Source organism: Micromonospora sp. WMMD1128 (genome assembly GCF_027497235.1).
Classification (GTDB): domain Bacteria; phylum Actinomycetota; class Actinomycetes; order Mycobacteriales; family Micromonosporaceae; genus Micromonospora.
In genome coordinates this window covers 4,112,066-4,134,890 of the sequence record NZ_CP114902.1, presented here as the reverse complement: position 1 = coordinate 4,134,890, position 22,825 = coordinate 4,112,066, and the positions used below count along the sequence as shown (strand labels likewise).

Annotated in this window: 16 protein-coding genes and 1 pseudogene; 7 read left to right on the top strand and 10 right to left on the bottom strand. The window is 72.7% G+C overall.

From position 1 onward, the window contains the following. The first annotated feature begins 57 nt into the window (after positions 1 to 57). The 4 genes and pseudogenes from O7602_RS18450 to O7602_RS18435 all read left to right on the top strand — a co-directional run bounded on the left by O7602_RS18450 (position 58) and on the right by O7602_RS18435 (position 4,219). Positions 58 to 950 (top strand): annotated as a pseudogene (locus O7602_RS18450) (IS5 family transposase). A gap of 66 nt (positions 951 to 1,016) precedes the next feature. After that, positions 1,017 to 2,528, top strand: coding sequence for a dGTP triphosphohydrolase (gene dgt, locus O7602_RS18445; protein ID WP_281583878.1), 1,512 nt, complete (start codon positions 1,017 to 1,019; stop codon positions 2,526 to 2,528). A gap of 90 nt (positions 2,529 to 2,618) precedes the next feature. After that, entirely contained in the window at positions 2,619 to 3,548 is a 930-nt protein-coding gene (locus O7602_RS18440) for a methionyl-tRNA formyltransferase (protein WP_281583877.1), read from the top strand. Then, complete coding sequence (locus O7602_RS18435; protein WP_281583876.1) at positions 3,545 to 4,219, top strand: PIG-L deacetylase family protein; 675 nt, start codon at positions 3,545 to 3,547, stop codon at positions 4,217 to 4,219. The genes O7602_RS18440 and O7602_RS18435 overlap by 4 nt, the downstream gene beginning before the upstream one ends. Positions 4,220 to 4,225: 6 nt before the next feature. On the opposite strand, the gene O7602_RS18430 is transcribed toward O7602_RS18435, so the two are convergent. The 6 genes from O7602_RS18430 to O7602_RS18405 all read right to left on the bottom strand — a co-directional run bounded on the left by O7602_RS18430 (position 4,226) and on the right by O7602_RS18405 (position 11,825). Further along, a complete protein-coding gene (locus O7602_RS18430; protein ID WP_281583875.1) occupies positions 4,226 to 5,371 on the bottom strand; it encodes an MBL fold metallo-hydrolase in 1,146 nt (381 codons plus the stop codon). A gap of 111 nt (positions 5,372 to 5,482) precedes the next feature. Beyond that, positions 5,483 to 6,460, bottom strand: a complete 978-nt coding sequence (locus O7602_RS18425; RefSeq protein WP_281583874.1) for an SDR family NAD(P)-dependent oxidoreductase — start codon at positions 6,458 to 6,460, stop codon at positions 5,483 to 5,485. Further along, positions 6,457 to 7,641, bottom strand: a complete 1,185-nt coding sequence (locus O7602_RS18420; protein WP_281583873.1) for a zinc-dependent alcohol dehydrogenase — start codon at positions 7,639 to 7,641, stop codon at positions 6,457 to 6,459. Before O7602_RS18420 ends, O7602_RS18425 begins: the two co-directional genes overlap by 4 nt. An 857-nt stretch (positions 7,642 to 8,498) precedes the next feature. Next, the gene (locus O7602_RS18415; protein ID WP_281583872.1) at positions 8,499 to 9,260 is read right to left on the bottom strand and encodes a succinate dehydrogenase/fumarate reductase iron-sulfur subunit; all 762 of its coding nucleotides are present in this window, start codon (positions 9,258 to 9,260) and stop codon (positions 8,499 to 8,501) included. After that, the gene (locus tag O7602_RS18410; protein WP_281583871.1) at positions 9,257 to 11,191 is read right to left on the bottom strand and encodes a fumarate reductase/succinate dehydrogenase flavoprotein subunit; all 1,935 of its coding nucleotides are present in this window, start codon (positions 11,189 to 11,191) and stop codon (positions 9,257 to 9,259) included. Before O7602_RS18410 ends, O7602_RS18415 begins: the two co-directional genes overlap by 4 nt. Before the next feature lies 1 nt (position 11,192). Then, complete coding sequence (locus O7602_RS18405; protein ID WP_281583870.1) at positions 11,193 to 11,825, bottom strand: succinate dehydrogenase cytochrome b subunit; 633 nt, start codon at positions 11,823 to 11,825, stop codon at positions 11,193 to 11,195. 134 nt (positions 11,826 to 11,959) lie between these two features. Between O7602_RS18405 and O7602_RS18400 the strand changes: the two genes are divergently transcribed. Next, entirely contained in the window at positions 11,960 to 12,889 is a 930-nt protein-coding gene (locus O7602_RS18400; RefSeq protein WP_281583869.1) for a LysR family transcriptional regulator, read from the top strand. Here O7602_RS18400 and hrpA read toward each other — a convergent pair. After that, the gene (gene hrpA, locus O7602_RS18395; RefSeq protein ID WP_281583868.1) at positions 12,886 to 16,881 is read right to left on the bottom strand and encodes an ATP-dependent RNA helicase HrpA; all 3,996 of its coding nucleotides are present in this window, start codon (positions 16,879 to 16,881) and stop codon (positions 12,886 to 12,888) included. The two genes, O7602_RS18400 and hrpA, sit on opposite strands and share 4 nt — an antisense overlap. Before the next feature lie 132 nt (positions 16,882 to 17,013). On the opposite strand from hrpA, the gene O7602_RS18390 reads away from it, so the two are divergent. Continuing rightward, the gene (locus O7602_RS18390; protein ID WP_281583867.1) at positions 17,014 to 17,481 is read left to right on the top strand and encodes a cytidine deaminase; all 468 of its coding nucleotides are present in this window, start codon (positions 17,014 to 17,016) and stop codon (positions 17,479 to 17,481) included. A 97-nt stretch (positions 17,482 to 17,578) separates the two neighbouring features. Here O7602_RS18390 and O7602_RS18385 read toward each other — a convergent pair whose 3' ends face one another. The 3 genes from O7602_RS18385 to trmB all read right to left on the bottom strand — a co-directional run bounded on the left by O7602_RS18385 (position 17,579) and on the right by trmB (position 21,559). Continuing rightward, positions 17,579 to 18,226, bottom strand: coding sequence for a hypothetical protein (locus O7602_RS18385; RefSeq protein WP_281583866.1), 648 nt, complete (start codon positions 18,224 to 18,226; stop codon positions 17,579 to 17,581). Between the two features lie 119 nt (positions 18,227 to 18,345). Continuing rightward, positions 18,346 to 20,850, bottom strand: a complete 2,505-nt coding sequence (locus tag O7602_RS18380; RefSeq protein WP_281583865.1) for a DEAD/DEAH box helicase — start codon at positions 20,848 to 20,850, stop codon at positions 18,346 to 18,348. Positions 20,851 to 20,932: 82 nt separating this feature from the next. Continuing rightward, a complete protein-coding gene (gene trmB / locus O7602_RS18375) occupies positions 20,933 to 21,559 on the bottom strand; it encodes a tRNA (guanosine(46)-N7)-methyltransferase TrmB (RefSeq protein ID WP_281590383.1) in 627 nt (208 codons plus the stop codon). 149 nt (positions 21,560 to 21,708) lie between these two features. Between trmB and O7602_RS18370 the strand changes: the two genes are divergently transcribed. Further along, entirely contained in the window at positions 21,709 to 22,296 is a 588-nt protein-coding gene (locus O7602_RS18370) for a hypothetical protein (protein ID WP_281583864.1), read from the top strand. Positions 22,297 to 22,825: the final 529 nt, after the last annotated feature.

Here is a 22,825-nt window from a genome sequence, read left to right as displayed (position 1 = left end):
GCGAGGTCTCCGGTATCTGGTTCAGCGACCAAGCAGAACCCGAACACCGGAGACCTCGTGGACAGCCTAGCGGTGACGAGGCGGCATGACCTGACCGACGCACAGTGGGCGGCGCTGGAGCCGTTGCTGCCTGCGGGGCGTCGGCCAGGTCGGCCGTCGACATGGACGAAACGGCAGCTCATTGATGGGATTCGGTGGCGGGTACGGGTTGGCGCCCCGTGGCGGGACGTCCCGCAGTGTTACGGGTCCTGGGCGGCGGTGTACGCGCTGTTCCGGCGTTGGCAGCGCGATGGGACCTGGGCGAAGATCCTGACCGTGTTGCAGGCCCTGGCTGACGGGGGTGGACGCGTCGTGTGGGACGTGTCGGTGGACTCGACGGTCGCTCGGGCGCATCAGCACGCTGCGGGGGCGCGTAAAAGGGGGATCTGCAGGTCGAGCCGCCGGGCGGGGTCACGGTCGAACCGGACGACCACGCGCTCGGTCGCTCGCGCGGTGGGCTGACCACGAAGGTGCACCTGGCATGTGAGCAGGGGCAGAAGCCGCTGTCGATCGTGTTGACCGCCGGGCAGCGCGGGGACAGCCCGCAGTTCATCCCGGTGCTCGACGGGATCCGGGTGCCCCGCCTCGGCGGTGGCCGGCCCCGGACCCGCCCGGACCGGGTCCTGGCCGACAAGGCGTACACGTCGAAGGCCAACCGCCGCTACCTGCGTCGACGTGGGATCGCCGCGACGATCCCGTCGAAGGCCGACCAGGACGCGAACCGGCGTAAGAAGGGGTCCAAGGGCGGCCGGCCACCGGCCTTCGACCCCCAGCGGTACCGGCAGCGTCACGCCGTGGAGTGCGGCATCAACCGCCTCAAACGCCACCGTGCCGTGGCCACCCGCTTCGACAAACTCGCCGTCCGCTACGAGGCCACCGTGCACATCGCCGCGATCAACGAGTGGCTGTGACCGACTTCGACACAGTCCCTAGGAGCACCTGCCCCGACGGCAGCCACCTGCGCTAGCGTGGCGATCATGGAGGCACCTGCGGACCCCCGGGCCCGGCGGCTCTTCGGGGGCAGCGCCCGGGCGCTCGGCGACCTGGCCGCCGGCCCGTTCCGGGCCGACCGGGACCGGATCGTCTCGTCGCCGTTCTTCGCCCGGCTCAACGGCGTCACCCAGGTGATCAGTCCCGGCGGCTCCGGCTTGCTCGTGCACAACCGGCTCACCCACAGCCTGAAGGTGGCCCAGGTGGCCCGCGCGATCGCCGAGCGGCTGACCGCCGACCCGGCCCACCGGGACCTGCTGGAGAAGCTGGGCGGGTGCGACCCGGAGGTGGTGGAGGCCGCCGCGCTCGCGCACGACCTCGGGCATCCGCCCTTCGGGCACCTGGGGGAGCGGGTCCTGGACCGGCTGGCCCGGCAGCGGCTCGGGTTGACCGACGGCTTCGAGGGCAACGCCCAGTCGTACCGGATCGTCACCAGCACCGAGATCCGTGGCGCGGCGACCACCGGGCTGGACCTCACCGCCGCGGTCCGGGCGGCGATGCTGAAATATCCGTGGACCCGGCTGGACCATCCCGACCCGCACCCGCGGCACCTCGACCCGGCGCCCCGCGGCGCCGCGCCGCCGCCGGACGACCCGGAGAGCGGGTCGCTGAAGTTCGGCGCGTACCGGACCGAGCTGGACGACCTGCGGGCGGCCCGGGAGCCGTTCGCCGGGCGCATCCCGGACTGGCAGCAGACCCCGGAGGCGTCCGTGATGGACACCGCCGACGACATCGCGTACGCCATCCACGACGTGGAGGACTTCTATCGCGTCGGGGTGCTCCAGCAGGGCGCGGTGGCCGCCGAGCTGATGGCCTGGCAGCGCGAGTGCGGGCACCTGCGGTCGATCACCGCCTCGGCGCTCGACACCGCCGGCCGGCGACCCGGCGCGGCGATCGAGCGGCTCCGCCGCCAACTGCACCGCAAGGACGGCTGGATCGCCGACGACGAGGCGTTCGCCGCGGCGGTCGAGCACGTGCGGGAGGAACTGGTGGAGGGGTTGCTGGCGCTGCCCTTCGACGGCTCGATCGAGGCGGAGCAGTACGTCGCCCGGTTCTCCGCCCGCTGGTCCACCCGCTTCGTGGACGCCATCACGGTGACCGCCGAGCCGGACGTCCGGTCCGGTTACGTGCTGCTCGGCAAGGCGCAGTGGCACGAGGTGCAGGTGCTCAAGTTCGTCCACCACCGGTTCGTGCTGGCCCGACCGGACCTGGCCCTGCACCAGCGCGGCCAGGCGCGGCTGCTGGACACGCTCGTGGAGGCGCTCTGGGAGTGGCTGCTCGACCCGGAGGAGGAATCCCGGCTGCCCCGCCGGCTGCACGACCTGGTGGAGCTGGCCGAGGCGGAGCTGCATCCGCGTACCCCGGATCGGATCGGCCGGGCCAGGGGCCGGGCCATCGTCGACTTCGTCGCGCAGCTCACCGACGGCCAGGCCGTCGCGATGCTCGACGCCCTGTCCGGGCGTTCCGGCGCGCTCTGGACCGACGCCTTCGTGCTCTAGGGGGGGGCTTCGGCGTTTTTGCGCGATATCGAGGGAATTGGTGCCTACCATCCGGAGTCGACGGCACACGGTCGGCAAGAGAGGGCACCGATGACGAAACGGGTTGTCTGGGTCAGTTTCGACACCATCGGCAGGGACTGCCTGGAAGCCGCCGCCGAGATGGGCGCCGAGGTGGCGGGCGTCGTGACGCTGCCCGGCCCGGTCCGGCCGGACGTGTCGGGCATGTGCGCCTTCCACGAGGTGGCCGACCGGTACGGGGCCGAGCTGATCGAGGCCCGCAACGTGAACGACCCCGAGTGTGTGGCGGCCGTCCGTCGGCTCGCGCCGGACACGCTCTGGGTGGTGGGCTGGTCGCAGTTGATCCGGGACGAGTTGCTCGCCGTCCCCCGGGGTGGCACCTTCGGCATGCACCCGACCCTGCTGCCCCGGCATCGGGGCCGGGCCCCGATCCCGTGGGCCATCCTGAGCGGCCTGGCCCGGACCGGGGTGACCCTCTTCGAGATACCCGACGCCACCGCCGACTCCGGTGCCGTCGTCGGGCAGGCCGTGGTCGACGTCGCGGCGGACGAGACGGCCACCACCCTCTTCGACAAGTGCGCGGCCGCCCACGTCGACCTGGTGCGGGAGTTCTTCCCCCGGATCGCCGACGGGACCGCGCCCCGGATCCCGCAGGATCCGACCCGGGCGAGCCACTGGCCCCGGCGCGCCCCGGCCGACGGGATCATTGACTGGGACACCCGGTCGGCCTGGCTGGACGTCTGGGTCCGGGCGCAGACCCGGCCCTACCCGGGCGCCTTCACCTGGCTCGGTGACCGTCGGCTGACCATCTGGGCGGCCCGCCCCGAGCCGGCCCCGGCGGGCGCCGCGGCCGGCACGGTGCTGGGCCATCGGCCCGACGGCGTGCTGGTGGCTACCGGGGACGGCGGGCTGCTGATCACCGAGGCGACCCTGGCGGACGGTCCGACCCGGCGCGGCGCGGACGTGCGCGGGCTGTTGCCGTCGGGAGTGAGGCTCGGATGAACGCACGGGTGCTCGTCTTCGCCGCCCACCCCGACGACGAGATCCTCGGCATGGGCGGCACGCTCGCCCGGCACGCCGACCGGGGCGACGCGGTACGCATCTGCTGCGTCACCGACGGCTCGTCCACCCAGTACGCCGGGAACCTGGAGATCCTGCGACAGAAACAGCAGGAGGCCCGCAAGGCGGCCGAGACGCTGGGCGTCAGCGACTACGTCCACCTCGACCTGCCGGACATGCGCCTGGACACGCTGCCGCACGTGGACGTCAACCGCGTGGTCGAGCGACAGATCGCCGAGTTCCAGCCGGACACGGTGTACTCGGTGCAGGCCGACGTCAACCTGGATCACCGGACGGTGTTCGAGTCGGTGGCGGTGGCCACCCGGCCGGTGCCCGGCCAGACGGTGCGCCGACTGCTCACCTACGCGCCCACGTCGAGCACCGAATGGACGCCGGCGCCGGTGACCTGGTGGCAGCCGAACTGGTTCGTCGACATCTCCGCCACGCTCGACCGCAAGCTGGAGGCGTTCCGGCACTACCGCTCCGAGTGGCGGGACTGGCCGCACCCGCGCAACGACCGCGCCCTGCGGGTGCACGCCGAGCACTGGGGGACGGTGGTCGGACGCCACGCCGCCGAGCCGTTCATGGTGATCCGCAGCGTCGAGACGGACTGACTCCGGTCAGGCGACCGCCTGCCACCAGCCGTCCACCGCCGGCGGCTCGTCGACCACCACCCGCTCGCCGGGGCGCGGCACGGCCAGCCGGACGTCCCGGGCCTTCGCCTCGGCCCAGAGCCGGTCCACCGGCTCGGACCAGTCGTGCAGGGCCAGGTTGAACGTGGCCCAGTGCACCGGCACCAGCAGCTCGCCGCGCACGTCGAGGTGGGCGGCGACCGCCTCCTCCGGGAACATGTGGATGTTCGGCCAGGCCCGGTCGTACGCGCCGATCTGCATCAGCGTCACGTCGAACGGCCCGTGCTCGGCGCCGATGTCGGCGTAGCCGTCGAAGTAGCCGGAGTCGCCGGTGTAGAAGACCTTCCGCCGCGCGCCGGCCACCACCCAGGAACTCCAGAGCGTGCCGTCGCGGCGCAGCCCGCGACCGGAGAAGTGCTGCGCGGCGGTGGCGGTGAGGGTCAGCCCACCGACCCGATGGCTTTCCGCCCAGTCCAGCTCGACGACGCGGTCCGCCGGCACCCCCCAGCGGTCCAGGTGCGCGCCGACCCCGAGCGGCACCACGAACGGCGCGGACTGGTGGGCGAGGAGCCCCCGGACCGTCGCCATGTCCAGGTGGTCGTAGTGGTCGTGCGAGATGAGGATGGCGTCGAGGCGGGGCAGCTCGTCCAGCCCGACCGGCGGCTCGTGAATGCGCCGCGGGCCGACCAGCGCCGACGGCGAGCACCTGTCGCTCCACACCGGGTCGAGCAGCACCCGGTGCCCCTCGATCTCCACGAGCGTGGAGGCGTGGCCGTACCAGACCACGTTCAGCTCGCGGTCCCGGTCGGCCGGCGTGGCGTCGGCGGGGCGCAGCAACGGTACGGCGCTGCCGGGCCGACGCTTCTGCTTGCCGAAGATCAGTTCGCGGACCAGGTTGCGGCCCGGGTCGGCGACCATCGCCGAGCTGGTCCCGGTCGGGTTGTGGAACGTGCCGTCGCGGAACCTGGGGGACCGGGCCGCCCGGGCCGCCCGCGCGCCGGTGAGCCGCCCGCCGAGCTGGGCCGGCACGTCCCGCGCCGCCCACGCCAGGCCGGCGACCGCGGCCAGGCCGGCGATCCGCCACCCCCGCCCGCCGCCCGCCCGCTCGATGTCCCGCTCCACCGGTTCCCGCATCGCTTCCGCCCCTCCGCCGTGTTCCGCGTTCTACACGGTAGTCACGCATCCCATCGCCCGCCCACGCGAACCCGCCGTCGCCGCCGCTCGGGATTCGCCCGGGCGGACGGGTCACTCCCCGGCGGACCCGGAGCGGACCGGTGGGAGCGACCGACGTACCCGGCGCCACACGATCGAGCCCGCCGAGCTGCCGATCGATCGGGCCAGCCCGGCCAGGTCGGGCAGCCACCCGCCCCGCACCGCCTCGCCGGCCGGATTCGGCTCGAACACGACGCCCGGGTTCGGGGGCGTCGGCCGGTTCGTCAACCCGCCGACCCGCATCAACGGCCCGACCAGCACGTCGTAGACGGCCGGCAGCGCGGCGAAACCGACCCGCATGAACAGGTTCACCCGGCCCACCGAGATCTCCCGGCGCGGCTTGTCGGCGCAGTGCGCGATGGCCCGGGCCACCCGCTCCGGCGTGGTGATCGGCAGCGGCGGTCGCCCGATCCGCCCCACGTAGTTCGCCGCCTGCTGATAGACCGGGGTGTCCACGCTGCCCGGTGTGACCAGGCAGACGTGCACCCCGGCCAGGTCCCGCGACTCCTGCTGCAACGCCCGCGCCAGGCCGTGCAGCCCCCACTTGCTCGTCACGTAACCGCTCATGTAGGGCGCGGTGATGTGGCCCAGCACCGACCCGGTGAGGATCAGCGTGCCCCCACCGGCCCGCTTGAAGTGCCGCAGCGCCACCCGCGCCACCCCGGCCGCGCCCAGCAGGTCGGTGCGGACCACCTGGTCGAAGACGTCCGCCGGGATGTCCTCGAAACGCCCGTACGCCATCACCGCCGCGGTGTGCACCCACACGTCGATCCGACCGGACCCGGCGACCGCGGTGGCCGCCAGCGTGTCGAGCGCGTCCGGACCGGTGACGTCGGTGGGTACGACGCGCACGTCCGCCGCGCCGGCGTCGACGCACTCCCGGCGTACCTGCTCCAGGGTCTGCCCGGACCGGGCCGCGAGGACCAGACGGTCCCCGCGGCCCGCGAACTCCCGGGCCGCCGCCCGGCCGATCCCGCTCGTCGCGCCGGTGACGACCACCGTCCGGGTCACGGTGCGAGCACGACCTTGACGCAGCCGTCCTCCTTCTTCTGGAACATCTCGTACGCCTGCGGCGCCTGCGCCAGCGGCAGCCGGTGGGTCCGCAGGTCCTCCACGCCCAGCGGGTCGTCGTCGCGCTCCAGCAGCGGGATGATCTCGTCCACCCAGCGCCGCACGTGGCACTGCCCCATGCGTAGCTGGATGCCCCGGTCGAACATCTCCATCATCGGCATCGGGTCCTGCTCGCCGCCGTACACGCCGGAGATCGAGACGGTGCCGCCGCGCCGGACCGCCTTGAGCGCGGCGTGCAGCACCACGAGCCGGTCCACACCGGCCGCGTCGATCATCGGCTGGGCCAGCTTGTCCGGAAGCAGCCCGGCGGCGGCCTGGGCGATCTTGCCGACCGGCGCGCCGTGCGCCTCCATGCCGACCGCGTCGATGACCGCGTCCGGCCCGCGCCCGTCGACCAGGTCGATGAGCGCGCCCGGCACGTCGTCGAGCTGGCTGACGTCGAGCACCTCGATGCCGTGCCGGCGGGCCATCGCCAGCCGCTCGGGCACCAGGTCCAGGCCGATCACCCGGCCGGCGCCGAGGTGGCGGCCGATCCGGGCGCAGAACTGCCCGACCGGGCCGAGGCCGAACACGGCGAGCGTGCCGCCGGGCGGGGTGTCCGCGTACTTCACCGCCTGCCAGGCGGTGGGCAGGATGTCGGACAGGTAGAGCCACCGCTCGTCCGGCCCGGTGTCGGGGATCGTGATCGGGCCGAACTGGGCCTGCGGCACCCGCAGGTACTCGGCCTGGCCGCCGGGGACCGAGCCGTAGAGCGAGGTGTAGCCGAACAGCGACGCGCCCTTGCCCTCGGCGGTGACCTGGGTGGTCTCGCACTGCGCGTAGAGCTGCCGCTCGCACATCCAGCAGTGCCCGCAGGAGATGTTGAACGGCACGACCACGCGGTCGCCCTTCTTCAGCCGGGTCACCCCGGACCCGACCTCCTCGACGATCCCCATCGGCTCGTGCCCGAGCACGTCGCCGGGCTTGAGGTACGGCCCGAGCACCTCGTAGAGGTGCAGGTCGGAGCCGCAGATGGCGGTCGAGGTGATCCGGACGATCGCATCGGTCGGCGCCTCGATCCGGGGATCCGGGACGTCCTCGACCCGGACGTCACGTTTGCCTTGCCAGGTCAGTGCCTTCATGCCTGAATGTCCCCTCCTCGGTGCCGTCCATCGGACTGCTACCCGCGTGAAGTGACTTGAACCGGAGGCGCCGGGAAGCGGCGGGTCGGCGGTCCCGGCGGTGCCCGCGGTCCCGGCGGTGCCCGCGGTGCCGGCGGTGCCCGCGGTCCCGGTGCATGCGAGTGCCGTCGGTGCTGGCGGGAGCCCGTGGCTCCGCACCGTGTCGGTGTGTGCCAGCGGCAGCCTAGGAACTTGATGACGCAGGTGGTTCATCGCCGCACTCCGCCGCCTCCGCCGTGGACTACGCCGCGCCCTCCCTTGCGTCGCCCTGGCTTTCGGTCACTCTGAGGCAGCCTTGCGCTCGCATCAGTCGGTTCGGTGTCGTGCCCCGCATGGTCACGCCGGCCGCGCCGGCGGACCTCCGATGATCCACACCAGTCCGGCGGAGTGGCGGTATCCCCGCCTGTCCGACACCGCCACTCCGCCGGAGTGGTGTGGATCAAGCCTGGCAGTCCACCACTTCGCCGAGCTGGTGCACACCCTGCTGCCCCCGGTCCCCCGCCGCCGGTGTCCCGGACCTTTGCGCCGCCCGCCTGATGCATCTGCGTCATCAAGTTCGTAGCGGCCGAGGAGCCAACTTCCCGGGCTGCACCACGCGCTCTACGCGCCGGACCGCGCCGCGCCGCGCCGTGCCGGGCCGGACCGCGCCGCGCCGGGCCGGACCGCGCCGTGCCGGACCGCGCCGTGCCGGGCCGGACCGTGCCGCGCCGGGTTGGCTCAGGCGGGATGACCGCCGGGTAGGCGTACCCCGGGAAACGACGACCGCCGCGTCCCGGGGTGCGGGGCGCGGCGGTCGGGTGGGGTTTGACGGTGGGAGGTCAGGAGCCGGGGGTGCCGGCGCGCTTGGTGGTGGCCTTGAGGTAGTCGCGGTTGAGCCGGCCGATGGTGTTCAGCGGGATGCCCTTCGGGCAGGCCGTGGCGCACTCGCCGATGTTGGTGCAGCCGCCGAAGCCAGCCTCGTCGTGCGCGTCCACCATGCCGATCACCCGGGTGTAGCGCTCCGGCTGGCCTTGGGGGAGCAGCGAGAGCTGGGTGACCTTGGCGGCGGTGAACAGCATGCCGGAGCCGTTCGGGCAGGCCGCCACGCAGGCGCCGCAGCCGATGCAGGCGGCCGATTCGAACGCGGCGTCCGCGTCGTCCTTGGCCACCGGGGTGGAGTGCGCCTCGGGGGCGCTGCCGGTCGGCGCGGTGACGTAGCCGCCGGCGGCGATGATCTTGTCGAAGGCGTTCCGGTTCACCACCAGGTCCTTGACGACCGGGAAGGCGCGGGCCCGCCAGGGCTCGATGTCGATCGTCTCGCCGTCGGAGAACTGCCGCATGTGCAGTTGGCAGGCGGTGGTGCCGCGTTGCGGGCCGTGCGCCTCGCCGTTGATCATGAGGCTGCACGTGCCGCAGATGCCCTCGCGGCAGTCGTGGTCGAAGGCCACCGGCTCCTCGCCGTCGAGGATCAGCCGCTCGTTGAGGACGTCGAGCATTTCCAGGAAGGACATGTCCGGGGACACGTCCGGCACCGGGTAGGTCACCATCCGACCCTTGTCCTCGGGGCCGGACTGGCGCCAGATGCGCAGGGTCAGGTTCACTTGTAGCTCCGCTGCGAGGGGTGGACGTATTCGAAGGTCAGGTCTTCCTTGTGCAGCACCGGCTCGCCGCTGCCGGCGTACTCCCAGGCGGCGACGTAGGCGAACCGGTCGTCGTCGCGCTGCGCCTCGCCGTCCGGGGTCTGGTACTCGGCCCGGAAGTGACCGCCGCAGGACTCCTCCCGGTGCAGGGCGTCGACGCACATCAGCTCGGCCAGCTCGAAGAAGTCGGCCACCCGGCCGGCCTTCTCCAGCGACTGGTTCAGCCCCTCGCCGTCGCCGGGGACGCGGACCCGCTGCCAGAACTGCTCCCGCAGGGCCCGGATCTCGTCGATCGCCTTGCGCAGCCCGGCCTCGGAGCGCTCCATGCCGCAGTGCTCCCACATGATCTGGCCCAGCTCCCGGTGGAACGAGTCCACCGTCCGGTCGCCGTTCACCGCGAGCAGCCGCCTGATCCGGTCCTCGACGTCGGTACGCGCCGCGACCGCCTCCGGGTGGCTGGCGTCGACCTTCTCCAGCGGGCCGGAGGCCAGGTAGTTCGCCAGCGTGCTCGGCAGCACGAAGTAGCCGTCGGCCAGGCCCTGCATCAGCGCCGAGGCGCCGAGCCGGTTCGCGCCGTGGTCGGAGAAGTTAGCCTCGCCGATCACGAACAGGCCCGGGATGGTCGACTGGAGGTCGTAGTCGACCCAGAGGCCGCCCATCGTGTAGTGCACGGCCGGGTAGATCCGCATCGGCACCCGGTACGGGTCCTCGCCGGTGATCCGCTCGTACATCTCGAAGAGGTTGCCGTACTTGGCCTCGATGGCCGTGCGCCCGAGCCGGTCGATGGCGTCGGCGAAGTCCAGGTAGACGCCGAGGCCGGTCGGGCCGACGCCACGGCCCTCGTCGCAGACGTTCTTCGCGGCGCGGGAGGCGATGTCGCGGGGCACCAGGTTGCCGAAGGACGGGTAGATCCGCTCCAGGTAGTAGTCCCGCTCGTCCTCGGGGATGTCCCGCGGGCCGCGGTCGTCGCCCTTGGCCTTCGGCACCCACACCCGGCCGTCGTTGCGCAGCGACTCGCTCATCAGGGTCAGTTTCGACTGGTGGTCGCCGGAGACCGGGATGCAGGTCGGGTGGATCTGGGTGTAGCAGGGGTTGGCGAAGTACGCGCCCTTGCGGTGCGCCCGCCAGGAGGCGGTGACGTTGCAGCCCTTGGCGTTCGTGGACAGGTAGAAGACGTTGCCGTAGCCGCCGGAGGCGAGCACCACCGCGTCCGCCATCTCGGTGCTGATCTCGCCGGTGACCATGTCGCGGACCACGATGCCGCGGGCCCGGCCGTCGACGACGACCAGTTCGAGCATCTCGTGGCGGGCGTTCATCTCCACGTTGCCCAGGCCGATCTGCCGCTCCAGGGCCTGGTACGCGCCGAGCAGCAACTGCTGGCCGGTCTGTCCCCGGGCGTAGAAGGTGCGCTGCACCTGCGCGCCGCCGAAGGAGCGGGTGTCGAGCAGGCCGCCGTACTCGCGGGCGAACGGGACGCCCTGGGCGACGCACTGGTCGATGATGTTGACGGACACCTCGGCGAGCCGGTGCACGTTCGACTCCCGGGACCGGAAGTCGCCGCCCTTGACCGTGTCGTAGAAGAGCCGGTGCACGGAGTCGCCGTCGTTGCGGTAGTTCTTGGCGGCGTTGATGCCGCCCTGGGCCGCGATCGAGTGCGCCCGGCGCGGGCTGTCCTGGTAGCAGTAGGACTTCACGTGGTAGCCCTGCTCGGCGAGCGTCGCCGCGGCGGAGCCGCCGGCCAGGCCGGTGCCGACCACGATCACCGTCATCTTGCGGCGGTTGGCCGGGTTGACCAGCTTCATCTCGAAGCGGTGCCGGTCCCACCGGGTCTCGATCGGGCCGTCCGGGGCCCGGGTGTCGGCGATCGGGTCGCCGTCGGTGTAGAGGTCCATGTCAGGCCACCAATCCGGTGAGTACGGCGAACGGGACCACCAGGTAGCCGGCGCAGAGCACGACGGCGAGGACGAGCGCGGCGGCGCGGGCCCGGCGCTCGCCCTTCGGGGTCTGCTGGCCGAGGCTGCGGAACGCGCTGAACGCGCCGTGCCGCAGGTGGAAGCCGAGGGTCACGATGGCGAGCGTGTAGAAGAGCGTGACGTACCAGCGTTCCGGGGCGAAGTCGGCGACCACGTTGCCGTACGGGTTGGCCGGGTCGCCCTGCGGGTTCAGGTGACCGGTGGTCAGGTCCAGGATGTGGTAGATCACGAAGAGCAGGATGATCACCCCACCCCAGCGCATGGTGCGGGCCGCGTAGTTCACGTGGATCTTCCGGCGGTGCGCGTACGCCACCGGACGGGCGGCCCGGGCCCGCATGGCGAGCACGACGGCGGCGCCGATGTGGGCGAGCACCGCCACGGTGAGGACCGTGCGCTGGATCCACAGGTACCAGGTGGCCGGCAGCAGCGGCGTGCCGATGTCGCGCAGCCAGTGCGCGTAGTGGTCGAACGAGGTCTCGCCGGTGAAGACCTTCAGGTTGCCGAGCATGTGCGCGATCAGGAACAGCACCAGGACGATGCCCGTCACCGCCATGACGACCTTCAGGCCGACGTTCGAGCGGATGGGCGACCGAGTTTTCGTGATTACCACATGACCGACGCTAGGAGCCGTACGATCAGGCGTCCAATGCATCGAAATCGCAGTCTTGATAGCCGTAAGCTATGTAGATGCAGCTCCATCAGCTCCGGTACTTCGTGGCGGTCGCAGAAGTACGACATTTCACTCAAGCTGCCGATGTCGTCGGCATAACCCAGCCGTCGTTGAGTAAGCAAATTCACGCGCTGGAGGCCGACCTGGGCGCCCCCCTCTTCGAGCGGGTAAGGGGCAACATCACCCTCACCACGGCCGGCGAGGTGCTGCTGCCGCTGGCCAAGCGGATCCTCGCCGACGTGGACACCGCCACCCGCGAGGTGCAGGAGCTGGTCGGGCTGCGTCGCGGCCGGGTCCGGCTCGGCGCCACGCCCAGCCTGGCCACCTCGCTGGCGCCTCCGGTGCTGCGCCGGTTCCGTGACGCCCACCCCACCGTCGACCTGCGGGTCGAGGAGGGCGGCTCCCAGGACCTCGTCCGCGACCTGCTCCGCGGCGACCTCGACCTGGCGCTCGTCATCATGCCGTCGGCCGGCGCCGACCCCGGGCTGCGCGTCGACCCGATCCTGGCCGAGAGCCTGGTGGTCGCCTCGGTGGACCCGCTGCCGGGCACCTCGGCCGGCGGCGAGCTGCGCATCACCGACCTGCGCGACCAGCCGCTGGTCATGTTCCGTGAGGGCTACGACCTGCGCGACGCGACCCTCCAGGCGTGCCGGGCGGCCGGCTTCGAACCGACCCTGTCGGTGGACGGCGGGGAGATGGACGCCGTACTCAGCTTCGTCGAGGCCGGGCTCGGCGTCGCGCTGGTCCCCGGCATCGTGGTGGTCCGCCGGCCGGGCATCCGGGTCACCCGGCTCGTCCCGCCCGGTGTCCGCCGGACCATCGCGGTGGCCCGCCGCCGCGACGTGGTGCCCACCCACGCCGGCCGCGAGCTGCGCCGCATCCTCCTGGAGTACGTCCACGACGCCACCGCCACCGCCGGACTCCCGCCCGGCGTGGAACCGCTCTAACGCCCCTCGGCGTCGTCCATGGCACGGTAGATGCGCTGCTCCGACACCGGGTACGGGGTGCCCAGCGCCTGGGCGAACACGTTCACCCGCAGCTCCTCGATCATCCAGCGGATCTGCCGGGCCGCCGTCGAGCCGCGCCGGGCCGGCGGCAACGCGGCAAGCATGTCCTGGTATTCCTTCTGCACCACCGCGATGCGGTCCTGCTGCTGTTTGTCCCGCTGCGGGTTGCCGGGCAGCCGGTCCAGCCGCCGTTCGATCGCGGTCAGGTAGCGCAGCAGGTCGGGCAGGCGGGCGTACCCGGCCTCGGTGACGAAGCCGGCGTGCACCAGCCCGCCGAGCTGCGCGCGGACGTCGGCGAGCGCCGCCACCACGGCCAGGTTCCGGGTCGCGCCCAGCCGCTGCTCCACCGCGTACGCGGCGGCCAGCACCTGCCGGACCCGGCCCATCACCTCGACCACGGTGTCCACCAGGTCGGCGCGGACCCGCTCGCGCAGCGCCGCGAAGCCCTCGGCGTCCCAGGCCGGGCCGCCCGCGTCCGCCATGAGCTTGTCGATGGCGGCGCCGGTGGCGTCCTCGATCAGCGCCGGCACCCCGCCGTGCGGGTTGCGGGACAGCGCCAGCTTCGCCTCGTTGCTCAGCCGCCCCTGGAGGAACCGCGCCGGTGACGGCAGCGTCAGCCGCAGCAGCCGCCGGGTGCCGGCCCAGTGCGCGGCCTCCTGCTCACCGGCGGAGTCGAACACCTTCACCCCGACGGTGGCGCCCTCGTCCACGAGCGCCGGGTACGCGGTCACCGCGAAACCGGCGCGGACCTGCTCGATGGTGCGCGGCAGCGCGCCGATCGACCACTCGGTCAGCCCGCTGCGGGCCACGTCGGGCGCGGCGGCGGCGACGACCTGGCGTACCTCCTGGCGCAGTTGGCGTTGCAGCGCCGGCAGGTCCTTACCCTCGGCGACCGGCTTGTCGTCGTCGCCGAGCACCCGGAACGTGACCCGCAGGTGCGGCGGCAGCCGGCCCAGGTCCCACGCGTCCGGCGGCACGGTCACGCCGGTCATCCGGCGCAGTTGCCGGGTCAGCGCGGCCAGCAGCGGCTCCTCACCGGGCGTGATCGCGGCCAGCGCCGCCCGCGCGTAGTCGGGCACCGGGACGAAGTTGCGGCGCACCGGTTTGGGCAGCGACCGGATCAACGCGATCACCAGGTCCTCGCGCAGCCCCGGCACCTGCCAGTCGAAGCTCTCCGCCGGCACCTGGTTGAGCAGCGGCAGCGGGATGTCCACGGTGACGCCGTCGGTGGGCGCGGTCGGGTCGAACGTGTACGTCAGCGGCAGCGTCACGCCGTCGGCCCGCCACTCGTCCGGGTAGTCCTCCTCGTCCAGCCCGCCCCGGCCGGCGTTCACCAGCAGCTCGCGGGTGAACGTGAGCAGGTCCGGCCGCTCCCGGCGGGTCTTCTTCCACCAGGTGTCGAAGTGCCGGCCGGAGACCACGTCGGCGGGGATCCGCTGGTCGTAGAAGGCGAAGATGGTCTCGTCGTCGACCAGGATGTCCCGCCGCCGGGCCCGGTTCTCCAACTCCTCGATCTCGGTCAGGAGCTTCTGGTTGTCCCGCCAGAACTGGTGGTGGGTCTGCCAGTCACCCTCGACCAGGGCGTGCCGGATGAACAGCTCCCGGCTCAGCGCCGGGTCGATCCGCCCGAAGTTCACCTTGCGGGAGGTGACGAGCGGGATGCCGTAGAGCGTGACCTTCTCGTAGGCCATCACCGCCGCCTGTTTCTTCTCCCAGTGCGGCTCGCTGTAGCTGCGCTTCACCAGGTGCTGCGCGAGGGGCTCGACCCACTCCGGCTCGACCCGACCGGCCACCCGGCCCCAGAGCCGGGACGTCTCCACCAGCTCGGCGGCCATCACCCAGCGCGGCGGCTTCTTGAACAGCGCGGACCCGGGGAAGATCCCGAACTTCGCGCCCCGCGCGCCGAGGTATTCGTGCTTCTGCGCGTCCTTGAGGCCGAGGTGCGACAGCAGGCCGGGTAGCAGCGACTGGTGGACCTTCGGGGTGTCGATCTCCTCCGGCAGGTCGGCGCCGGCGCCGCGCCGGCCCTCACCCTTGTCCGGGGTACGCAGAACCTGGCGCAACTGGCCGACGATGTCCTGCCACTCGCGTACCCGAAGGTAGTTGAGGTGTTCGGCCTTGCACATCCGGCGGAACGCGCTCGACGACAGCTCCCGCTGCTTCTCCCGCAGGTAACGCCACAGGTTCAGGTACGCGACGAAGTCCGACTCCTTGTCGGCGAACCGGGCGTGCGCCTGGTCGGCCTGGGCCTGCTTGTCGGCCGGGCGTTCGCGCGGGTCCTGGATGGACAGCGCGGCGGCGATCACCACGACCTCGGTCGCGCAGCCGTTGCGTTCACCTTCGAGGACCATCCGGGCCAGCCGGGGGTCGACCGGGAGCTGGGCCAGCCGCCGGCCCAGCGCGGTGAGCCGCTTCGCCGGGTCGGTCTCGGCCGGGTCGAGCGCGCCCAGCTCGTGCAGCAGGTTGACGCCGTCGGTGACGTTGCGCCGGTCCGGCGGGTCGAGGAACGGGAACGCGGCGACGTCGCCGAGCCCGATCGAGGTCATCTGGAGGATGACCGAGGCGAGGTTGGTGCGCAGGATCTCCGGGTCGGTGAACTCCGGGCGGGAGTCGAAGTCCGCCTCGTCGTAGAGGCGGACGCAGATGCCGTCCGAGGTGCGCCCGCAGCGGCCCTTGCGCTGGTTGGCGCTGGCCTGGGAGACCGGCTCGATCGGCAGCCGCTGCACCTTCAGCCGGCTGGAGTAGCGGGAGATCCGGGCGGTGCCCGGGTCCACCACGTACCTGATGCCGGGGACGGTCAGCGAGGTCTCCGCGACGTTCGTGGCGAGCACCACCCGGCGGTTGCTGTGCGCCGCGAAGACCCGGTGCTGCTCGGCGGTGGAGAGCCGGGCGTACAGCGGCAGGATCTCGGTGCCGAGCAGGCTGCGCTTGTTCTGCACCAGCTTGCCCAGCGCGTCGGCGGTGTCCCGGATCTCCCGCTCGCCGCTGAGGAAGACCAGGATGTCGCCGGGGCCCTCGGCGGCCAGTTCCTCGACCGCGTCGCCGATGGCCTGGATCTGGTCGCGGACGTTCTCCTCGTCGGCCTCGTCCTCCTCCTCGGCCTCGGTGACCTCGACCAGCGGCCGGTAGCGGACCTCCACCGGGTAGGTGCGGCCGGAGACCTCGACCACGGGCGCCGGGTTGCCGTCGGCGTCGGCGAAGTGCTTCGCGAACCGGTCGGTCTCGATGGTCGCCGAGGTGATCACGACCTTGAGGTCGGGCCGGCGGGGGAGTAGCTGCCGCAGGTAGCCGAGGATGAAGTCGATGTTGAGGCTGCGCTCGTGCGCCTCGTCGATGATCAACGTGTCGTACTGCCGGAGCATCCGGTCGGTCTGCAACTCGGCCAGCAGGATGCCGTCGGTCATCAGCTTGACCAGGCTGGTGTCGCCCACCTGGTCGGCGAAACGCACCTTGTAGCCGACCACGCCGCCCAGCTCGGCGCCGAGTTCCTCGGCGATCCGGTCGGCGACCGTGCGGGCGGCCAGCCGCCGGGGCTGGGTGTGCCCGATCAGGCCGGTGACGCCGCGGCCCAGCTCCAGGCAGATCTTGGGGAGCTGGGTGGTCTTGCCGGAGCCGGTCTCGCCGGCCACGATCACCACCTGGTGGTCGCGGATCGCGGCGGCGATGTCGTCCTTACGCTCGCTGACCGGGAGCTGCGCCGGGTAGGTGACCGCCGGCACCGCGGCCCGTCGGGCGGCCAGCCGCGCCTCGGCCCGGGCCACCTCGGTGGCGATCTCGGCCAGCGCCGCCTCCCGCCGCTGCGGGTCCCGCAGCTTCCGCACGCCGTCGAGCCGCCGCTGGAGCCGGCGCTGGTCGCGGAACATCAGGGAGGCGAGGCGGCGGTGCAGGTCGCGGGCGGTATCAGGGGCGGCGGGTACGGCTGGATTCTGCATGTCGTCGCCAAGGATAGGCAGCCTCGTGGCGTACCGCCCCCGGGTTACCGGCGGTGGGCGTGCCATCGCTGGTCAGACCGTCCGCCCGGATAAAGTTGCCGCCGACGAGGTCGACGAGGGACGGGGATGATCATGCGGGACACCGACCGGGCGCTCGTGCAGGCCGCCACCGCTGTCGCCAAGCTCCGCTGCCGCAGCGACAACCACACCGTGGCCGCCGCCGTGCGCAGCGTCGACGGCCGGGTGTTCAGCGGCGTGAACGTCTACCACTTCACCGGCGGGCCGTGCGCCGAGGTGGTGGCCCTGGGCGCCGCCGCCACCCAGGGCGCCGGCGAGCTGGAGACGATCGTCGCGGTGGGGGACCGGGGTCGGGGTGTCCTCCCGCCGTGCGGACGCTGCCGGCAGGTGCTGCTCGACTACTTCCCGGCGATCCGGGTGATCGTCGGGCCGCCGGACGGCCTGCGCGCGGTGCCGGTGGCCGACCTGCTGCCCGAGACCTACGTCTGGGCCGACCACCAGGTGGAGACACCGGCGGCCCCGCGGACCGGGGTGTGGCCGCTGCCGGTGGTGCCGGTGAGCCGCCAGGCCGCGGAGGACTGACGCGCGGCAGCGCGTGACCGTGGAGGTCTCCGGGCGCGCGCTTCGCGGCGGGGTGGCTGTCCGGCGCCGGACAGCCACCCCGCCGCGAGCCGGCGCGTCAGGCGGCGGTGGACCAGATCGCGCGGAACGCGGCGGCCTCGCCGGCCAGCCACTGTTCGATCTGCTCGGGCTTGGCGTCGGCGGGCATCCGGTGCGCCTCGCCGCGGCGCACGTCGACAAGCACCGGCTCCGCATGCGGCAGCACGGCGTCCATGTGCCGGGCCATCAGGTGCAGGGTGGCGAGCGTGGCCTCCTCGCTCGGCGGCGCCTCGTCGAAGTGCAGCCGGATCGCCTCGGCCCGGCCGTCGGCGAAGCGTACGCCGAATTGGGGGTTGATCTTCACGGGTAGGTCGCCGAGCATCGCGAGCGCCTCCCGGGCCTGGGCCAGGTCGACGCCGGCCGGCTCACCGAGCGAGTGCAGCCAGCGGGTCGCGCCGGGCGTGAGCGCCTCGTAGAGCGGGCGCCAGCGCGGCTTGACCACATCGGCGACCTGGGCCAGGTGGGTGCCGCCGGTGTGGAACGCGACGTCGGCCTTGAGCGCCTTGACGAACTGGCCGTGCGGGTTGAAGCCGTGCCGGCTGGCCCGCTGGCGGCGCAGGCCGCCGACGAAGGTGGCCTTGGTGGGGCCGGTGCGGTCCACGTAGCGGGTGAACCCGAGCAGGGTGGCGTAGGGGGTGACAGGGGCAGCGGAGGTGGGCGCAGTCACGAGCATCCTCCCAGGTCAACAGCTCGTTTAGTACATACATTCTAATCGACGGGGCTGACATCGCCCAGGGCACGAAAAGGGCCGCCCGGACATCCCGGGCGGCCCTTTTTCGCGTAGTCCTAGAGCTGGCCGACGTCGGTGACCCGGAGGACCGCCGCGCCCACCTCGTCCGAGGCGGCGAGGTCCACCTCGGCGCTGATGCCCCAGTCGTGGTCACCCTCCGGGTCGTCCAGGATCTGGCGTACGGTCCACCGCTCCCGGCCCTGCTCGATCATCAGCAGCGCCGGCCCGCGCGCGTCCGGGCCCACCCCGATCGAGTCGTACGCCTCGAAGTACGGCTCCAGCGCGTCCGCCCACGCGTCGGCGTGCCAGCCGTCCGCGGCGTCCAGCTCGCCGAGCAGGTCCCAGCGGCGCAGCGCGGCCAGCTCGACCCGGCGGAACAGCGCGTTGCGCACCAGCACCCGGAACGCCCGCGCGTTGCGGGTGACCGCCGGCGGCCGGTCGTCCAGGGAGGCGGCCACCTCGGCCACGTCGGACGGGTTGCGCAGCCGCTCCCACTCGTCGATCAGGCTGGAGTCGACCTGGCGGACCAGCTCGCCCAGCCACTCGATGAGGTCGACAAGCTCCTCGGTCTTGGCGTCCTCCGGCACGGTCTGCCGCAACGTCTTGTAGGCGTCCGCGAGGTAGCGCAGGACTAGGCCTTCGGAGCGGGACAGCCCGTAGAACTGGACATACTCCGGGAACGTCATGGCCCGCTCGTACATGTCGCGGACCACGGACTTCGGGGCCAGCTCGTGGTCGGCGACCCACGGGTGGCCCTGCCGGTACATCTCGTACGCGCCGGTCAGCAGCTCGGCCAGCGGCTTGGGCCAGGTCACCTCGTCGAGCAGTTCCAGGCGTGCCTCGTACTCGATGCCCTCGGCCTTCATCGCGGCTACCGCCTCGCCGCGGGCCTTGAACTGCTGCGCGGAGAGGATCTGCCGCGGGTTGTCCAGGATCGCCTCGATCACGCTGAGCACGTCCAGCGGGTAGGACGGGGACTCCCGGTCGAGCAGCTCGATGGCGGCCAGCGCCAGCGGCGACAGCGGCTGGTTGAGCGCGAAGTCGAGCTGGAGGTCGACGGTGAGGCGGACCCGCCGGCCGGTCTCGTCCGGCTCGGGCAGCTCCTCGACCACGCCGCCGGCCCGCAGCGCCCGGTAGATGGCGACGGCCCGGCGGATGTGCCGACGCTGGGCGGCCGGGTCCTCGTGGTTGTCGGTGAGCAGGTGCCGCATCGAGGCGAAGGCGTCGCCCGGCCGGCCGATCACGTTGAGCAGCATCGAGTGGCTGACCTGGAAGCTGGACGTGAGCGGCTCCGGCTCGGCCTCGACGAGACGCTGGAACGTCGGCTCGCCCCAGCCGATGGAACCCTCCGGCGGCTTCTTCTTCACCACCTTGCGGCGCTTCTTCGGGTCGTCGCCGGCCTTGGCGAGCGCCTTCTCGTTCTCGATCACATGCTCGGGGGCCTGCACCACCACCCGGCCGATGGTGTCGAACCCGGCCCGCCCGGCGCGGCCGGCGATCTGGTGGAACTCGCGGGCCTTGAGCAGCCGCGTCCGCACCCCGTCGTACTTGCTCAGGCCGGTGAAGAGCACGGTCCGGATCGGCACGTTGATGCCGACGCCGAGCGTGTCGGTGCCGCAGATGACCTTGAGCAGGCCGGCCTGGGCGAGCGTCTCCACCAGGCGGCGGTATTTCGGGAGCATGCCCGCGTGGTGCACGCCGATGCCGTGCCGGACCAGCCGGGACAGCGTCCGGCCGAAGCCCGAGGTGAACCGGAAGTTGCCGATCGCCTGGGCGATCATGTCCTTCTCCGCCCGGGTGCAGACGTTGACGCTCATCAGCGCCTGCGCCCGTTCCAGCGCGGCGGCCTGGGTGAAGTGCACCACGTACACCGGGGCCTGCTTCGTCTCCAGCAGTTCCTCGAGCGTCTCGTGCAGCGGCGTGGTCGCGTACGAGAAGAGGAGCGGGACCGGCCGCTCGGCCGAGCGGACGACGGCGGTCGGCCGCCCGGTACGCCGGGTCAGGTCGTCGACGAAGCGGGTGGTGTCGCCGAGCGTGGCGGACATCAGCACGAACTGCGCCTGCGGCAGCTCGATGATCGGCACCTGCCAGGCCCAGCCGCGGTCCGGCTCGGCGTAGAAGTGGAACTCGTCCATGACCACCTGGCCGACGTCGGCCCGGCGGCCCTCCCGCAGCGCCAGGTTGGCCAGGATCTCGGCGGTGCAGCAGATGATCGGCGCGTCCGCGTTGACGCTTGCGTCACCGGTGAGCATGCCGACGTTCTCCGCGCCGAAGACCTCGCAGAGCGCGAAGAACTTCTCCGACACCAGCGCCTTGATCGGCGCGGTGTAGAAGCTCGTCCGGTCGTCGGCGAGCGCTGCGAAGTGCGCCGCGATCGCCACCAGGCTCTTGCCCGAACCGGTCGGCGTATTCATGATCACGTTCGCGCCGGAGACGATCTCGATGACCGCCTCCTCCTGGTGGGGATAGAGGTCGAGGCCGCGCTCGGACGCCCAGGAGGCGAACGCGTCGTAGAGGGTGTCCGGGTCGGCGGTCTTCGGCAGCGCGGCGGTGAGAGTCATGGCGGCTCCCATCGTGCCTGGGCGGCACCCCGCCGCGCCAACCGGGTTCCGCGCTCCGGGCTCGGTTTCCGGGCCTCCGGCCTCAGCGCCGCCGGTGGACCAGGTCGAAGATCTCCCGGCCGGCGGTCAGCGCGCGGCGCTCGAACTTCGTCACCGGCCGGTGCGCCGGGCGGGGCGCGTACCCACCGTGCACGTCGACCAGCTCCGGGTCGGCGGTGAGCGTCGCCCGCATCGACTCCGCGTACTCGGCCCAGTCGGTCGCGCAGTGCAGCGTGCCGCCGGACACCAGCCGGGACCGCAGCAGCGCCACGTGCGCCGGCGCGATGATCCGCCGCTTGTGGTGGCGGGTCTTCGGCCACGGGTCGGGGAAGTAGACGTGCACCGCGTCCAGGCACCCCTCCGGCATGGCCCGGACCAGGTCCAGCGCGTCCCCCTCGGCCACCCGGACGTTGCCCAGCCGATGCCGCTCCACCAGCTCCAGCAGGTTGGCGATTCCCGGCGTGTGCACCTCGACCGCCAGATAGTGTCGGCTCGGGTCGGCCGCCGCCATCGCGGCGGTGGCGTCGCCCATGCCGGAGCCGATCTCCAGCACCAGCGGCGCCCGCCGGCCGAACAGCGCCGTCGGATCGCACGGCCCGTCGAGGGCGGCGATCTCCAGGCCGTACGCGGGCCAGAGCCGCGCCAGCGCGTCGCGCTGCCGGTCGCTCATCCGCCCGCGACGCGGATGGAAGGTGCGGATGCGGGCGGCGGGGGCGTCGGTGGTGGTCACAGCGACCCGAGCCTACGCGACCGTGGCGCGGATCGGATGTGCGGTGCGGCCAGGGGTGAGAGGATTCATCCCGTACGCCGGGAGGGATCATGGGGTCGGTCAGGGGACGGGTGGCGCTGCTGGTCGCGGCCGTCGCGTGCGCCTTCCCGCTGCTCGGCGCGACGCCCGGCCGGGCGGCGCCGCGCGCCGCCGAGCCGGTGTCGATACCGGGGCCGGAGCAGCCGGCCGGCGGCGACGTGATCTTCGTGGAGGTCACCCCGGGCACGGTGCAGCCTGGCTACCTGGTCGGCATCCGGGCCAGTTGCCGGGACAACTCCGTGCCGGCGATCGTCGTCTCCGACGCCTTCGGCCGGATCCAGGTGCAGCCGCAGCGCGGACTGCTCACCGCATCGCCGATGGTCAACGAGCGCACCCGGCCCGGTAACTACCGGGTCAAGCTGGAGTGCCCGGGCGGCGAGACCGCGTCCACCATGCTCCAGGTGGTCAAACAGGCGCAGCCCACCCGTCCGCCGACCCACCCGCCCAGCCACTTCCCGAGCCGCGGCCCGGCGACCGGCTTCGGCGGCACCGCCGGCCCCGGTCTCGGCGGCCTGCTGGTGCCGGTAGGGCTGGCGCTGACCATGGTCGGCGCCGGGCTCGGGGTGGCCGCCTCCCGCCGGCACGCCGCACGGCGCTGAGTCCCGCCATGGCCGACCACTACGCTCCGCCGCCCGCCGGTTCCCGGCGCTCCGGCTGGCCGTTCGCCGCCCTGCCTCCACCAGCCGCCCCGCCCGCCGGTCCTCGTGCCGCCGGCCGGCCGCCCGTTGGCCCGCGTGCCGGCGCTGTCCCGCCGGTTGGTCCTGCTGCCGACGATGCAGCGCCTGCGGGATCCGGGCCACTCTCCGGTCCACGGTCGTGGAGTCCGCCGCCTGCCGATCCACCATCTGTTGACGCGGACACCCGGTCCCGTCCGGCGCACGTCCCGCCCTCCGTGTCGCGGCCCTGGATGCCACCGCCTGCCGCATCCCGTCCATGGAGTCCGCCCTCGGCCGGTCCGCTGTCCGGGCGATCCCGGTCCGCCGGTCCGCCGCCCGCCGATCCAGCGCGCGGCGGTCCGCCGCCCGCCGGTTCGCCGCGCGCTGGGTCGTCGCCTGCCGGTTCGCCGCGCGCTGGGTCGCCGCCCGCTGGGTCGCCGCCCGCTGGGTCGCCGCCCGCTGGGTCGCCGGC

What these genes read in the sequence shown, in the direction of transcription:
- O7602_RS18435 (WP_281583876.1), top strand. Translation starts at nt 3,545, where the DNA reads ATGAACGCACGGGTGCTCGTCTTCGCCGCCCACCCCGACGACGAGATC.
- O7602_RS18380 (WP_281583865.1), bottom strand. Translation starts at nt 20,850, where the DNA reads ATGACTCTCACCGCCGCGCTGCCGAAGACCGCCGACCCGGACACCCTC.
- O7602_RS18410 (WP_281583871.1), bottom strand. Translation starts at nt 11,191, where the DNA reads ATGGACCTCTACACCGACGGCGACCCGATCGCCGACACCCGGGCCCCG.
- O7602_RS18390 (WP_281583867.1), top strand. Translation starts at nt 17,014, where the DNA reads ATGCGGGACACCGACCGGGCGCTCGTGCAGGCCGCCACCGCTGTCGCC.
- O7602_RS18370 (WP_281583864.1), top strand. Translation starts at nt 21,709, where the DNA reads ATGGGGTCGGTCAGGGGACGGGTGGCGCTGCTGGTCGCGGCCGTCGCG.
- dgt (WP_281583878.1), top strand. Translation starts at nt 1,017, where the DNA reads ATGGAGGCACCTGCGGACCCCCGGGCCCGGCGGCTCTTCGGGGGCAGC.
- O7602_RS18440 (WP_281583877.1), top strand. Translation starts at nt 2,619, where the DNA reads ATGACGAAACGGGTTGTCTGGGTCAGTTTCGACACCATCGGCAGGGAC.
- O7602_RS18430 (WP_281583875.1), bottom strand. Translation starts at nt 5,371, where the DNA reads ATGCGGGAACCGGTGGAGCGGGACATCGAGCGGGCGGGCGGCGGGCGG.
- O7602_RS18405 (WP_281583870.1), bottom strand. Translation starts at nt 11,825, where the DNA reads ATGGCGGTGACGGGCATCGTCCTGGTGCTGTTCCTGATCGCGCACATG.
- hrpA (WP_281583868.1), bottom strand. Translation starts at nt 16,881, where the DNA reads ATGCAGAATCCAGCCGTACCCGCCGCCCCTGATACCGCCCGCGACCTG.
- trmB (WP_281590383.1), bottom strand. Translation starts at nt 21,559, where the DNA reads ATGAGCGACCGGCAGCGCGACGCGCTGGCGCGGCTCTGGCCCGCGTAC.
- O7602_RS18420 (WP_281583873.1), bottom strand. Translation starts at nt 7,641, where the DNA reads ATGAAGGCACTGACCTGGCAAGGCAAACGTGACGTCCGGGTCGAGGAC.
- O7602_RS18400 (WP_281583869.1), top strand. Translation starts at nt 11,960, where the DNA reads ATGCAGCTCCATCAGCTCCGGTACTTCGTGGCGGTCGCAGAAGTACGA.